We start from the raw sequence: 13,179 nt of genomic DNA, 5'->3' as shown, positions 1-13,179 counted from the left end.
TCCATGCCCGCCTGACCCGCGGGTCACCCCGAGTTCACCCTGGAGGTATGCGTTCACATGGTGGTCGCGTCCGGTCCGATGCGGCTGCGGACGGCTGTCTGGACCTCTGCTTCCTCGGCCGGATCGGCGGCGAGGCGGCGCAGCTGTTCCACGACCCGGGCGTCACCGGTCTCGGCGTGCCGGGCGGCGATCTCGCGGGTGGTCTCCTCGCAGTCCCAGAGGCACTCGACGGCGAAGCCGGTGGGGAAGGAGGGGTCGGTGGCGGCGAGGGCCCGGGCGGCCCGGCCGCGCAGATGGGACGAAGCGGTCTCGCGGTAGATGTGGCGGAGCACCGGGGCGGCGCAGGCGATGCCGAGCCGTCCGGTGCCGTCGACGAGGGTCCACAGGGTCGGCGCGTCCGGCCCTTCCCCTCGTACGGCCTCGCGCAGGGCCGCGAGGACCAGGTCGCGGTCCTTCGCGCCGCCGCGGCAGGCGAGCATGCGTCCGGCGGCGGCGCCCAGCTGATCGGGCCGGTGGGCCCAGCTCCGTGCGCGGTCCACGGCGGCGACACTGCACATCCGTTCGAAGGCGTCGACGGCGGCCTCCATGACCGGCGCCGATCCGGTGACCACGGCCGCCTCGATCAGATCGAGGGCATCCGGATCATTGCCATCGGCGAGGTAGCGCAAGGCCGTACAGCGGGCGCCCTCGGTGCCGTCCTTGGCGGCGGCGACGATCTCGGCCCGGTCCTCGGGGCCGGCGACGGCCATGAGGCAGCGGGCGGCGGGCACATGGAGCGCGGCGCCGCGTTCGACGCCCTGCTCGGCCCACTCGAAGACCGCCCGCACGCTCCACCCCGGACGGGGTCCACTGGGTCGCATCTGGCGTTGCCAGCGGTCGAAACAGCCGGCCTCCTGAGCGGCACGCACGCGCGTGGCGATGGATTCGCGCGGATCCTCCGCCCACAGCCGCCAGGGCCGTGGTTCGAAGGAGTCGCGCACGGTGGCGGCCAGTTCGGCCTCACCCTCGGCGTCGGTGGCGAAGCGGGCCAGCACGGGCGCGGCCAGGGCGCGCAGCCCGGCGTCGTCGTCCCTGAGGGCGAGCTCGTCCAGGGCCCAGGCCCAGTTGGAGCCCGTGGCGGCGTACCTGCGCAGCAGTTCGAGCGCGTCCCGCCTGCCGTAGGAGGCGAGGTGCCCGAGGACCGCCAGGGCGAGGCCCGTGCGTGACTCCTCGTCGTCGAAGTGGTCCTCGACGTCGAAGAGGTGGGCCTCGATCTCGTCCAGCTCGCCGTTGAGGTCGAGGTAGAGACGGGCGTAGTAAAGGGAGCGGTTCTCCACCTGCCAGTCGTGGCGGGGGTCCCGCAGCACACAGTGGTTCAGGGCCGCGAGCGCTTCGGCGCGCGGGGCGGTGAGCGCGTGCAGTGTGCCGTCGCCGCGGCCCCGCTGAAGCAGGCCGAGCAGCGTGCCACTGGGCGCTATGACCGGTTCGAACATGGGAAACAGCCTCACATCAAGCGTCGACGCAACCGGGGGTCCTGCTTCACCTGGCCGCGTGACAACACGTCGGGGCGCCCGCCGTTTCCTGCTTGCTGTAGACCATTTTCCTCTGCCTCTCGTCGGTGGCCCATGCGGACCGCATCACGGCCCGCGCGGTGCGGCAACACCTGCCCAGCCATCGCGTCCGTGAATCACGACGTCATGATGACTCGGCACTTACATCTGCCGCGACCGAAATTTCGGCGGCCCTGTACCGCCTCCCCCGTTATCCGTGTTTTCGCTGGTCAGAGCGTTCGGCTCAGTATGCGCCGAACAATTCGAGCAGATCCGTCTTGGCGAACATACGAGCGGTGTCGACGGCCGACGGGGTCCCCGCGGCGGGGTCGGCACCGCTCTCCAGAAGCGCCTTGATGACTTCCGTCTCACCCTTGAAGACCGCTCCCGCGAGCGGGGTCTGGCCTCGGTCGTTGACCCGGTCCGCCTCGGCGCCCCGGGCGAGCAGTGCGCGCACCGCGTCGGCGTGGCCGTGGTAGGCGGCGAGCATCACGAGGGAGTCGCCGCGGTCATTGGTGAGGTTGGCCGGAACACCCGCGTCGACGTACGACACGAGCGCCTCGGTCTGACCCCGGCGGGCCAGATCGAAGATCTTGGTCGCCAGCTCCACGACCTCGGGGTCGGGGGCTTCAGTCATCGGCCGGACCGCCTCTCCTACATCCGTTCAGGTGAATCGCAAGGGTACTGGCTCGCGCGGCACATGACCCGAAGTGCCGGAGGTAAAGATCACCACTGACCCGGTCGGACGCAAGTCCCCTGCTCAACCGGCCTCAGTCGACTCCGCCACTCGTGGGAAATCTCCCGAAATTCACCCAGTTGCACCTTTTATCGTATGGATACATCCTGTGAGCCTGGAAGTACTCATGGTGACTGTCCCCGCGAACCAGGAGATCCCAAATGATCCTGTCCATCTCAGGCGTGGTCCTGCTCGGCATCATCGTCTTCCTCTTCTTCCGCAAGGACGGCCTCAAGGCGTCCCACGCCTTCGTCGCCGCCCTCTTCGGCTTCTACCTGGCGAGCACCGCCATCGCCCCGAGCATCAGAGCCGGCGGCGAGAGCCTCGCGAGCCTCCTCGGCGGAATCAAGTTCTGACGCCGCCTCACGCGGCGTCCCTCCCGTCCGTACGCACCATCAGGAGACAGCAGTGGCCCTGCGCCCCCTCCCCCGCATCCTGAGCACAGGCAGCGCGCAGATCGCCAAGAGCCGGGAGCTGGCCCGGACGGCGGCCGACAGCGCCACCGACGTCCTCCACCCGCTGATCACGATCACTCGCGGTCTGCGCCGGCTGGCCTCGGCCGGGCGGCGCAAGTGGGCCGACACCCCCAAGGACAAGCGCGGGCCGCTGCTTTTCCTGGTGGCCTCGGTGGTCCTGGTCGTGGCCCTCGTGCCGTACGGTCCGCTGCTCGCCGTCATCACCCTGATGGCGGCGGCAGCCTGGCAGGGCCGGGACCGCACCCCACCGGTCCCGGAGGGCCCCGACGACTCGCAGACCGAACGGCTCCAGTCCCTCTACGAAGCCCTGGTGCCCTACTTCTCCACCGCCGAGGACCCGGCTCCCCTCTACGCCCACGGCGGCGAGTGGGAGAAGGCCTTCCCGGCGTACGACTTCGACGAGACGAACCGCATCACCCAGCTCGTGATCCGCTACCCCGCCTACTTCACGGACGGCGAGGCCGACTCACGCGCGCGTATCGAGCAGTTGCTGCACGCCAAGTCGGGCCGCGGCCGCGAGTACCGCTTCGCCTGGGACGAGGAGGGCAACCAGCTCTCCGTCACCGTCCTGCCGCCGCTGCCCACCGACATCGCCGCCCAGCGCTTCGTCACCGCCCCCGGCGAGACGGTCCTCGGCTTCACCGACCCCACCCAGGTCCAGCGCACCCTCCCCCTCTCCCACGGCGAGGAACAGCGCGATGTCCCCCCGGTCGTCTGGCGCACCGGCATCCGCTCCACCGAACCCCACCTGCTGGTCATGGGCCAGCCGGGCAGCGGCACCTCCACCCTGCTCCGCTCCATCGCCCTCCAGGCCCTGCTGTACGGCGATGTCGTCATCGTCGAGGGCGGCGGCACCGGCGAGTACGCGTGCCTCACCGGCCGCAACGGCGTCCTCGCGGTCGAGTGCGGACTGACCGGCGCGCTGGCGAGCCTGGAGTGGGCCGCCACGGAGACGGAGCGCCGCCTGATCGCCATGAACCGGGCCCGCCAGGCCGGCCACCCGCCCCCGGACGACACCAAGCGCCCCCTGTGGATCCTCCTGGACCGCCCGAGCGCCTTCACGCACCTGGCCGCGGCAGACGGCCACCGCGACCCGCAGTCCCTGCTCCAGGTACCGCTCCGGCACGGCCGCGCGGCGAACGTCACGGTCGTGGTGGCCGATCAGTTCGACTACGCGGACGCGCTGAGCGATGCCGTACGACAGCACACACGCGCGCGTGTCGTGCTGGGCCCGGTGACGGCCGGACAGCTGGAGGCGGTCCTGGGTACTCCCCCACGGACGACCCTGATCACCGACGTCCCGCCGGGCCGGGGGTACGCCCGCCTGGGCACGGGCCCGGTGCACCGTCTCCAGGTCCCGTCCACCCCGGACCCGTACGACGACGCGACGAGCGACGCGGACCGGCAGGCGGTGCTGGCGCTGCTGCCGCCGCGGACGACACCGGCCGACGCGGAAACGGTTCCCGTGGAAGCGGTGGTCGCCGAAGCGCCGTAGGTGGTCTTGCGAGTGCGGGTGTGGGGGGGCTGATCGCGCCCGCGCGGCGCCAGCCGCATATCGACACAGCCCCGCGCTCCTTCAGGCAGATCCAGTCGCCGTCATGCCACAAACGTGCGCGGCGACTCCCCACCACCCGACGCTCCGCTCTCCACCAATTGCGCCGCCGTGGCCAGGCGCACCGCCGCCTCCTCAGCCACCGCACCCCCCACAGTGAACGGCAACCGCACATACCCCTCGAAGGCCCCGTCGACCCCGAACCGAGGCCCGGAAGGAACCCGCACCCCGACCCGCTCCCCCACCTCGGCGAGCCGCGACCCGGAAAGCCCCCCGGCCCGCACCCACAACGTCAGCCCACCCCGTGGCACCTCGAACTCCCACGCAGGCAACTCCCGTCGCACCGCAGCCACCAGCGCGTCCCGGTTCTCCCGGGCCTGGGCCCGCCGCACCTCCACGGCCTGCTCCCAACCCCCCGTACTGAAGAGCCAGTTCACGGCCAGCTGCTCGACGACGGGCGTCCCGAGGTCGGCGTACGCGCGCGCGGCGACGAGACTGCGGATGACGTCCGGTGCCGCCCGCACCCACCCGATCCGCATGCCCGCCCAGAACGCCTTGCTCGCGGACCCCACGGTGATCACCGTGGACCCGGCGGGATCGAACCCGCACACGGGCCGTGGCATCTCGACGTCCTCGTCCAGCCACAGCTCGCTCATCGTCTCGTCGGCGACCAGCACGGTCCCCGCCGACCGCGCCGCGTCCACGAGCCGACGCCGCTGGTCGTCGTCGGCGAGCGCGCCGGTCGGGTTGTGGAAGTCGGCGACGATGTAGGCGATCCGCGGTGCCGCGTCCCGCAGGACCTGACGCCAGCGGTCCATGTCCCAGCCGGCCAGCCCGTCGGCCATCGCGACGGGCACCAGCCGGGCGCCCGCCTCCCGCATGAGCTGGAGGATGTTGGCGTAGGAGGGCGATTCGACGGCGATGCGTTCGCCGCGGCCGCCGAAGAGATGACAGATCGCGTCGATGGCGCCCATCGCACCGGTCGTCACCATGATCTGCTCGGGCATGGTGGGGATGCCGCGCGCGGTGTACCGGTCGGCGATCATCGAGCGGAGCGCGGGGAGCCCGGCCGGGTAGTCGCCGTGGGTGTGGGCGTACGGCGGCAGTTCCTCCAACGCGCCCTGCACGGCACGGGTCAGCCATGGCTCGGGGGCGGGAAGGGCCGCGCAGCCCAGGTCGATCATGGAGCCGAGTGCCTCGGGGGGCAGGGGCTCCAGGCCGCGCGCGGGAAGAGGGTTGCCGGCCGGGACCGCGGTCCAGCTGCCCGCACCCCGCCGCGACTCCAGGAAACCCTCCGCGCGCAGGGCTTCGTACGCCGCCGCCACCGTCGTACGGCTGACCGACAGGGACAGGGCGAGTTCGCGTTCGGCGGGCAGGCGGGCGGCCACCGGGACGCGGCCTTCGAGGACCAGGAGCCGGATGCCGTCGGCGAGGGCCCGGTAGGCCGGCGGGCGGCGCGTGCCGGGGCCCGCCGGGCGGTCCTGCTGGGAGTTGAGCAGCCGGGCGAGCTGCGCCGCTCCCACCGCCGAGGTCCACTGCGCCATGGAAATCAGTCCACCTTCCCCGAATTGGCCATGGATGAGGTCTCCACCCAAGCCACAGGGTGTCATGGACCAGGCCACCACGACCACAGGGGGCATCACTTGTCCACAAAGAGCCGGCTCGGGCGCCGGCTGATCCAGCTGTACTTCGGTCTCGCGCTGTACGGAGCGAGTTCCGCACTGCTCGTCGAGGCGGGCCTGGGCCTGGAGCCCTGGAACGTGCTGCACCAGGGCCTCGCCGAGCTGACGGGCCTGACGATCGGCGTCGTGTCGATCGTCGTGGGCGCGGCGGTGCTCCTGCTGTGGATTCCGCTGCGCCAGCGGCCGGGGCTCGGCACCGTCTCCAACGTCTTCGTGGTCGGCATCGCGATGGACGCCACCCTGGCCGCGGTTCCCGAGGCGCACACCCTGGCCGTGCGGATCCCGCTCATGCTGGTCGGCATCCTGCTCAACGGCGTCGCCACCGGCCTCTACATCGCCGCCCGCTTCGGGCCGGGGCCGCGCGACGGTCTGATGACAGGGCTGCACCAGCGCACGGGGCGTTCCATCCGGCTGATGCGGACGGCCGTCGAGATCGCGGTGGTCGTGACGGGCTTCGTGCTCGGCGGCACCATCGGCATCGGCACGCTGCTCTACGCGGTGTCCATCGGCCCGCTCGCACAGCTCTTCCTGCGGGTGTTCGACGTCCCCGCGGCATCGGACAGCAGCACGGTCGTTGCCACCGGGCAACCCCGGGGAGCCATACTGCGTCGGTGAGCACCCGGACACGTCACCCGTACCTCGACCACCCCGGCCCGATCGCCTTCGCCCACCGGGGCGGGGCGGCGGACGGCCTGGAGAACACCCTGCTGCAGTTCCGGCGGGCGATCGAGACCGGCTACCGCTATCTGGAGACGGACGTCCACGCGACGGCGGACGGGAAGCTCGTCGCCTTCCACGACACCACGCTGGACCGGGTCACCGACGGGGCGGGCCGGATCTGCGACCTGCCCTGGGCGGACGTACGGCACGCGCGCGTGGCGGGCAAGGAGCCGGTGCCGCTCTTCGAGGAGCTCCTGGAGGAGTTTCCCGAGGCCCGCTGGAACGTCGACATCAAGGACGAGCCGGCCCTCCGGCCGCTCCTGGACCTGATCGAGCGCACCAGCACCTGGGACCGGATCTGCGTCGGTTCCTTCTCCGAGGCCCGGGTCGTGCGCGCCCAGCGGCTCGCCGGACCACGCCTGGCGACGTCGTACGGCACCCGCGGAGTCCTCAACCTGCGGCTTCGCTCCTGGGGTGTGCCCGCCGCGCTGCGCCGGTCCGCGGTCGCCGCGCAGGTGCCGGAGGCCCAGAGCGGCGTCCAGGTGGTCGACCACCGCTTCGTGCGGACCGCCCACGCGCGCGGGCTGCAGGTGCACGTGTGGACGATCAACGAACCCGAGCGGATGCACCGGCTCCTGGACCTGGGAGTCGATGGCATCATGACCGATCACATCGACACGTTGCGCAAGGTCATGGAGGACCGGGGCGTCTGGGTCTGACGGCCCGCGCACCCCTGGAACCGCGGACTGGGCGCGGGACCAGTGAGGGGGCCGGGTTGGGCACCGACGCCGTGCAGACGAAGAGCGCCGACGAGGCCGCCGACCGGCGGCGCGAGCAGCGCGGCTGGTACTTCTACGACTGGGCGTGCTCGGTCTACTCGACGAGTGTGCTCACCGTGTTCCTCGGCCCCTATCTGACGTCGGTCGCCGAGGACGCGGCGGACGCGGACGGCTATGTCCATCCCCTGGGGATCCCGGTGCGCGCCGGTTCGTTCTTCGCTTACTCGGTGTCCCTGTCCGTGATCGTGGCCGTGCTGCTGATGCCGCTGGTGGGCGCGGCGGCCGACCGCACCGGCCGCAAGAAGCCGCTGCTGGCGACGGCCGCCTACACGGGAGCCGTGGCGACGACCGGCCTGTTCTTCCTCGACGGCCACCGCTATCTGCTCGGCGGCATCCTGCTGATCGTGGCGAACGCGGCGATGTCCGTCGGGATGATGCTCTACAACTCCTACCTCCCGCAGATCGCCGAGCCCGGGGAACGCGACGCGGTCTCCTCCCGGGGCTGGGCCTTCGGATACGCGGCGGGTTCCCTGGTCCTGGTCGTGAACCTGGTCCTCTACAGCGCCCATGACTCCTTCGGCCTCTCCGAGGGCATGGCCGTCCGGATCTGTCTGGCGTCGGCGGGACTGTGGTGGGGCGCCTTCACCCTCGTACCGCTGCGCAGGCTCCACGACCGCCGCATGCCGCCGAAGGAGGCGACCGCGCCCGGCTTCCGGCAGCTCGCGGCGACGGTCCGCGACATGCGCCGCCATCCCCTGACGCTCTCGTTCCTGCTGGCCTACCTCATCTACAACGACGGCATCCAGACCGTGATCTCCCAGGCGTCCGTCTACGGCTCCGAGGAACTCGGCCTCGGCCAGTCGACCCTCATCGGCGCCGTCCTGCTGGTGCAGGTGCTGGCGGTGGCGGGCGCGCTGGGCATGGGCCGACTGGCTCGGATCTACGGTGCGAAGCGCACGATCCTCGGTTCGCTGGTGGCGTGGACGCTGACACTGACGGCCGGCTACTTCCTGCCCGCCGGGGCGCCGGTGTGGTTCTTCGTGCTGGCCGCCGGGATCGGTCTGGTCCTCGGTGGCAGCCAGGCCCTGTCCCGCTCCCTCTTCTCGCATCTCGTCCCGCCGGGCAAGGAGGCCGAGTACTTCTCGGCGTACGAGATGAGCGACCGGGGCATGAGCTGGCTGGGCCCGCTTCTGTTCGGGATCACCTACCAGCTGACGGGAAGTTATCGGGACGCGATCATCTCTCTGGTGGCCTTCTTCGTCCTCGGGTTCGCCCTGCTCGCACGGGTTCCGGTGCGGCGGGCGATCAGCGACGCGGGGAATCCCGTACCCGAGAAGATTTAGCGTTCGACGCGAAAGGGCGGTAGTGTACGCGTTTGGCCTGCCAGGCGTACCGTTACTGCGCGTCAAAGATGCCGAAACGCTGGGTGACATCTGCTAGCAGATGTGACAAACCGGGCGCCGGTGGGTACAACAAGGGGCGGCTACGACGGCGACGCATGACCCGGAACGGGAATCTTTACCGCCGACCGGACGTTGACCGGATGACGACGACAGCGACACCTGTCCTGTGGGCGACAAGCCCGGGAGGCACGATTCATGAGTGAGCGAGCTCTTCGCGGCACGCGCCTCGTGGTGACCAGCTACGAGACGGACCGCGGCATCGACCTGGCCCCGCGCCAGGCCGTGGAGTACGCATGCGAGAAGGGACATCGCTTTGAGATGCCCTTCTCGGTCGAGGCGGAGATCCCGCCGGAGTGGGAGTGCAAGGTCTGCGGGGCCCAGGCACTCCTCGTTGACGGCGATGGCCCTGAGGAAAAGAAGGCCAAGCCCGCGCGTACGCATTGGGACATGCTGATGGAGCGGCGCACCCGCGAGGAACTCGAAGAGGTCCTCGAGGAGCGTCTGGCCGTTCTGCGCTCGGGAGCGATGAACATCGCGATCCATCCGCGGGACAGCCGTAAGTCCGCGTAGTCCCTGCGGGGCCTGAGCGGAAACACAGCGCACGCAATAACCGCGGGCGCCGTACGTGAACTCTGCGTACGGCGCCCGCGGTTGCGTTTTCGGCGGCCGCCGACCCGTCGGCCCATGGCGCCTCGTCCTCGAAAGCCGGACGGGCCCGGTCCGGTAACGCCGGACGGGCCCGGTCCGATCGGGACGCCTCAGCCCGTCAGCGGGCGCCGCGGCTCCTAGGGCGTGTCCCCCGGTTCGTCCCTGATGACCTCGCCCTGGACGACCTTGCCGTCGGGGCGGTGCATGCGGGCCTGCTGGAAGGCGTCGCCGAGGGTGCCCGGGGCGGACTCGCTGAGTTTGCGTTCGAAGGTGCGTTCCGCGCGGCGGGCGATGGTCTTCTGGACCGGCGGGATCAGCAGGAGCAGGCCCACCGCGTCGGAGATCAGGCCGGGGAGCATCAGCAGAAGGCCGCCCAGCATCATCAGGCCGTTGCCACCACCGCTCGCGGGGGCGGTGCCGCGCTGCAGCGCCTCGTTGAGGTTCTTAAAGGCCCGGCGGCCCGCCCGCTTGATGACCACCGCACCGAGCACCAGGCCGGCGAGCAGCAGCAGGAACACCGTGAATCCACCGGCCGCGCCCGCCACCACGGTCAGCAACCAGATCTCCAGCACCAGCCACGCCGCGATCCCCAGCGGCAGGAAGGTGCGCAACCGGGAGCGCGGGGGCCGGGCGGGGTACGTCGGGGGCGGAGCGCCAGTCGTCATGCATCCAGTGTGCCTGGGCAGGGCTCAGCACGGGATAAGGGGGCGATCAACGGGGCCTGTGTGACCGTACGGCCGCTGTCAGGCCTTCTTGCCCCGGCCCGTCACCTTGCCGACCCGCTCCCCCACGCCCCACGTGGTGACCCGCCACAGGGCCTCCACCAGGATGTCGCGGCTCATCTTGGAGTCGCCGTGCTCGCGCTCGACGAAGGTGATGGGGACCTCGACGACGTGGTAGCCGGCCTTGACCGCGCGGCGGGCGAGGTCGACCTGGAAGCAGTAGCCCTGGGAGGCGACGTCGGCGAGGCCGAGGCCTTCCAGGGTTTCGCGGCGGAAGGCGCGGTAGCCGCCGGTGATGTCCCGCAGGGGGAGGTCGAGGGCCACCCGGGAGTAGAGGCTGCCGCCGCGGGAGATGAACTCGCGGGACTTGGGCCAGTTCACGACCCTCCCTCCGGGCACCCAGCGGGAGCCGAGGACGAGGTCGGCGCCCTTGAGGGCGATCAGCAGCCGCGGCAGCTCCTCGGGCTGGTGGGAGCCGTCGGCGTCCATCTCGACGAGGACGCCGTAGCCGTGCTCGAGTCCCCAGGTGAAGCCCGCGAGGTAGGCGGCGCCGAGGCCCTCCTTGCCCTTGCGGTGCAGTACCTGGACCTGGTCGTCCGCCGCGGCGAGTTCGTCGGCGAGTTTGCCGGTGCCGTCGGGGCTGTTGTCGTCGGCGACGAGAACGTGCGCCTCGGGAACGGCCTTGCGTACTCGGTCGACGATCGTCTTGATGTTCTCCGCCTCGTTGTAGGTCGGGATGATCACCAAGGTCGTGCCGAGCGGGCCGAACTGCCTCCCCTGGCTTTGTGCCGCGAGGGTCCCGTCGCCGTCGTTCACTGCTGCCCCTTCACTCCGTACGCAGGCGTCCACCATAGTGGGCGACGCTTGCGCCGACGTGACAGGAGGTTCGTATGGTGGTGTCGTTTTAACAAAAGCGGGGTAAGAACGCTCGTTTGGACAGCTGTGCGGACTGCGGATGGGGGCCCGGCGCCCTTCGGGCCGACCTGGGACCCGCTGGCTGCGGGTCGACCTGAAGCCGTTGTCTACTGAGCGCCCGGGCCCCACCCGGGTCACACCTCCCCGACCGGCCGGAACGTTCCCTCGCAGCGGCGCGGGCGCTGAGCCTGGCTGCCAGTGGCGGTGCCCCGGTGCGGCACACCGTCCCTGACCCAGCGGCGCGGCTTCGAGTTGACGGACGTTCCCCGGTCGGGCGTCCGGTGGTGGACTGGGCCGAACCTACCGGCCCCCTGCCGTCGGCTGTCAACAGCCGTTTGACCTGCGGATCTGCGCTCAATGCCCTGGTCAGGGTCGAGGATGCGCAGGTCGCGAGAGCGGGTCGCGGCGCCCGATCGGAGGCGCGCCACCCCGGGAGATCACTCGCTCGGCCGTACGAACACGGTCCGTCCGCCCACCACGGTGCGCAGGCAGACGGGCAGGTCGGCGCCGGGGGTCAGGTCGGGCAGTCCGGGGGTGCCGGAGCGGGGGTCGGTGGACCAGCGGGCGACCCGGTCGTCGGGGGCCTGGACGACGAGTTCGTCGGTGCGCCACACCGCGTAGTCGGCGGGCGCGCCCGGCACCAGGACACCCGCGTCGTCCCGTCCGATCGCGCGCCAGCCGCCCCGCGTGTGCGCCGTGAACGCGGCACGCACCGAGATCCGGTGCTCCGGCGTGCGGTGGAAGGCGGCGGCCCGGACGGTGCCCCACGGGTCGAGCGGTGTGACCGGGCTGTCGGATCCGAAGGCGAGCGGCACCCCGGCCTTCAGGAGGGCCGCGAAGGGGTTCAGACCGCGCGCTCGCTCCGCTCCGAGCCGCTGGGCGTACATGCCCTCCTCGCCGCCCCACAGCGCGTCGAAGGCGGGCTGCACGGAGGCGGTCAGCCCCAGGTCGGCGAAGGCCGCGATGGTCTCAGGGGTGAGCATCTCGGCGTGCTCGATCCGGTGCCGGGCGGCGCGGACCCGGGCGAGGCCGACCTTCTCGGCGGCGGCGCGCATGCCCTCGACCACGGCGGTCACGGCGGCGTCCCCGATGGCGTGGAAGCCCGCCTGAAGGCCGGCCTCGGTGCAGGCGACGACATGCGCGGCGACGGCGGCGGCGTCCAGGTAGGCGGTGCCGGTGTGGCCGGAGTCGGCGTACGGCTGGTGCAGACAGGCGGTGTGCGAGCCGAGGGCGCCGTCGACGAACAGATCACCGGCCGCGCCCAGCGCGCCCAGCTCCCGCGCCTTCTCGACATCCTGCTCGGCCCAGTACCCGACGACCCGCGGACCGCTCTCCTCGGCGGCGAGCCGCAGCAGGCCCGTGAAGTCGTCCTCGGAGGAGATCTCGGGACCGGCGCACTCATGGACCGAGCCGATCCCGAGGGAGGCGGCGTGGGCGAGGGCGGTGCGCTGGGCCTCGATCCGCTGGGCCGGGGTGACGGCGGCCAGGGCGGTGGCCCGTACGGCGTGATGGGCGTCGGCGGTCAGCGGCCCGTCCACGCGCCCCAGGGAGGTCATGTCGAGCAGGGCCGTCGTCACGACCGCCGAGTGCACGTCGATACGGGACAGGTAGAGGGGGCGGCCTCCGGTGGCCGCGTCCAGCTCCGCGCGCGTGGGCGCCTCGCCGCCGGGCCAGCGGGCCGCGTCCCAGCCGTGGCCGAGCAGGACGCGGTCGTCGGGGCGGGCGGCCGCGAAGTCCCGTACGAGCGCGAGGGCCGCTTCCAGGGAGGGGGCGGCGGACAGGTCGAGGCCGGTGAGGGCGAGCCCGGTGGCCGTGGTGTGGACGTGGGCGTCGGTGAACGCGGGGGTGACCAGGGCACCGTCCAGGTCGACGACCTCGTCGACGCCGTCCGCGAAGGCGTCCGCGGCCCCTTCGGAACCGACCCAGGCGACTTGGCCGCGCTCGACGACCATCGCGGTGGCGAACGGATCGGCGGGGCTGTGGACCTCACCCCGGCGCAGCAGGACGGTCTTGGGCTCGACGCTGGACTCACTCATGGGGAACAGTCTCGCGCCTCGCCCGGGCGCCCCCGCACGCA

12 protein-coding genes are annotated in these 13,179 nt (G+C 71.6%); 6 read left to right on the top strand and 6 right to left on the bottom strand.

Features of this window, described 5'->3' with window-relative positions; translation table 11 throughout:
• Positions 1-53: 53 nt before the first annotated feature.
• Positions 54-1,472 (bottom strand): HEAT repeat domain-containing protein, encoded by a 1,419-nt coding sequence (locus PH203_RS11355; RefSeq protein WP_289919350.1) that lies wholly within the window; start codon positions 1,470-1,472, stop codon positions 54-56.
• Between the two features lie 301 nt (positions 1,473-1,773).
• Complete coding sequence (locus PH203_RS11350) at positions 1,774-2,166, bottom strand: ankyrin repeat domain-containing protein (RefSeq protein WP_289919349.1); 393 nt, start codon at positions 2,164-2,166, stop codon at positions 1,774-1,776.
• Between the two features lie 260 nt (positions 2,167-2,426).
• On the opposite strand from PH203_RS11350, the gene PH203_RS11345 reads away from it, so the two are divergent.
• Positions 2,427-2,621 carry a hypothetical protein gene (locus PH203_RS11345; RefSeq protein WP_059196315.1) on the top strand — a complete coding sequence of 65 codons (195 nt, stop codon included), beginning with the start codon at positions 2,427-2,429 and terminating at the stop codon, positions 2,619-2,621.
• A 52-nt stretch (positions 2,622-2,673) separates the two neighbouring features.
• The gene (locus PH203_RS11340) at positions 2,674-4,236 is read left to right on the top strand and encodes an ABC transporter ATP-binding protein (protein ID WP_289919344.1); all 1,563 of its coding nucleotides are present in this window, start codon (positions 2,674-2,676) and stop codon (positions 4,234-4,236) included.
• Between the two features lie 101 nt (positions 4,237-4,337).
• Here PH203_RS11340 and PH203_RS11335 read toward each other — a convergent pair whose 3' ends face one another.
• Entirely contained in the window at positions 4,338-5,837 is a 1,500-nt protein-coding gene (locus tag PH203_RS11335) for a PLP-dependent aminotransferase family protein (protein WP_289919342.1), read from the bottom strand.
• Between the two features lie 99 nt (positions 5,838-5,936).
• On the opposite strand from PH203_RS11335, the gene PH203_RS11330 reads away from it, so the two are divergent.
• The 4 genes from PH203_RS11330 (at position 5,937) to PH203_RS11315 (ending at position 9,387) form a co-directional block, all read left to right on the top strand.
• Positions 5,937-6,590 (top strand): hypothetical protein, encoded by a 654-nt coding sequence (locus PH203_RS11330; RefSeq protein WP_289919341.1) that lies wholly within the window; start codon positions 5,937-5,939, stop codon positions 6,588-6,590.
• The gene (locus tag PH203_RS11325; protein ID WP_289919340.1) at positions 6,587-7,354 is read left to right on the top strand and encodes a glycerophosphodiester phosphodiesterase; all 768 of its coding nucleotides are present in this window, start codon (positions 6,587-6,589) and stop codon (positions 7,352-7,354) included. Before PH203_RS11330 ends, PH203_RS11325 begins: the two co-directional genes overlap by 4 nt.
• 56 nt (positions 7,355-7,410) lie before the next feature.
• Positions 7,411-8,757 carry an MFS transporter gene (locus tag PH203_RS11320; protein ID WP_289919339.1) on the top strand — a complete coding sequence of 449 codons (1,347 nt, stop codon included), beginning with the start codon at positions 7,411-7,413 and terminating at the stop codon, positions 8,755-8,757.
• A 255-nt stretch (positions 8,758-9,012) separates the two neighbouring features.
• Positions 9,013-9,387, top strand: coding sequence for an RNA polymerase-binding protein RbpA (locus tag PH203_RS11315; protein ID WP_010046329.1), 375 nt, complete (start codon positions 9,013-9,015; stop codon positions 9,385-9,387).
• Between the two features lie 215 nt (positions 9,388-9,602).
• Here PH203_RS11315 and fxsA read toward each other — a convergent pair whose 3' ends face one another.
• The 3 genes from fxsA to PH203_RS11300 all read right to left on the bottom strand — a co-directional run bounded on the left by fxsA (position 9,603) and on the right by PH203_RS11300 (position 13,138).
• Positions 9,603-10,130 (bottom strand): FxsA family membrane protein, encoded by a 528-nt coding sequence (fxsA, locus tag PH203_RS11310; RefSeq protein ID WP_289919330.1) that lies wholly within the window; start codon positions 10,128-10,130, stop codon positions 9,603-9,605.
• A 78-nt stretch (positions 10,131-10,208) separates the two neighbouring features.
• Complete coding sequence (locus PH203_RS11305) at positions 10,209-11,003, bottom strand: polyprenol monophosphomannose synthase (RefSeq protein WP_289919327.1); 795 nt, start codon at positions 11,001-11,003, stop codon at positions 10,209-10,211.
• Between the two features lie 536 nt (positions 11,004-11,539).
• Positions 11,540-13,138 (bottom strand): amidohydrolase, encoded by a 1,599-nt coding sequence (locus PH203_RS11300; protein ID WP_289919326.1) that lies wholly within the window; start codon positions 13,136-13,138, stop codon positions 11,540-11,542.
• Between the last annotated feature and the right edge of the window lie 41 nt (positions 13,139-13,179).

Source organism: Streptomyces sp. S.PB5, from assembly GCF_030403745.1.
Taxonomy (GTDB): Bacteria; Actinomycetota; Actinomycetes; order Streptomycetales; family Streptomycetaceae; genus Streptomyces.
Note: the sequence above shows the minus strand (reverse complement) of the source record. Positions and strands in the feature narration are given on the sequence as shown.

What these genes read in the sequence shown, in the direction of transcription:
- PH203_RS11345 (WP_059196315.1), top strand. Translation starts at nt 2,427, where the DNA reads ATGATCCTGTCCATCTCAGGCGTGGTCCTGCTCGGCATCATCGTCTTC.
- PH203_RS11315 (WP_010046329.1), top strand. Translation starts at nt 9,013, where the DNA reads ATGAGTGAGCGAGCTCTTCGCGGCACGCGCCTCGTGGTGACCAGCTAC.
- fxsA (WP_289919330.1), bottom strand. Translation starts at nt 10,130, where the DNA reads ATGACGACTGGCGCTCCGCCCCCGACGTACCCCGCCCGGCCCCCGCGC.
- PH203_RS11300 (WP_289919326.1), bottom strand. Translation starts at nt 13,138, where the DNA reads ATGAGTGAGTCCAGCGTCGAGCCCAAGACCGTCCTGCTGCGCCGGGGT.
- PH203_RS11355 (WP_289919350.1), bottom strand. Translation starts at nt 1,472, where the DNA reads ATGTTCGAACCGGTCATAGCGCCCAGTGGCACGCTGCTCGGCCTGCTT.
- PH203_RS11350 (WP_289919349.1), bottom strand. Translation starts at nt 2,166, where the DNA reads ATGACTGAAGCCCCCGACCCCGAGGTCGTGGAGCTGGCGACCAAGATC.
- PH203_RS11335 (WP_289919342.1), bottom strand. Translation starts at nt 5,837, where the DNA reads ATGGCGCAGTGGACCTCGGCGGTGGGAGCGGCGCAGCTCGCCCGGCTG.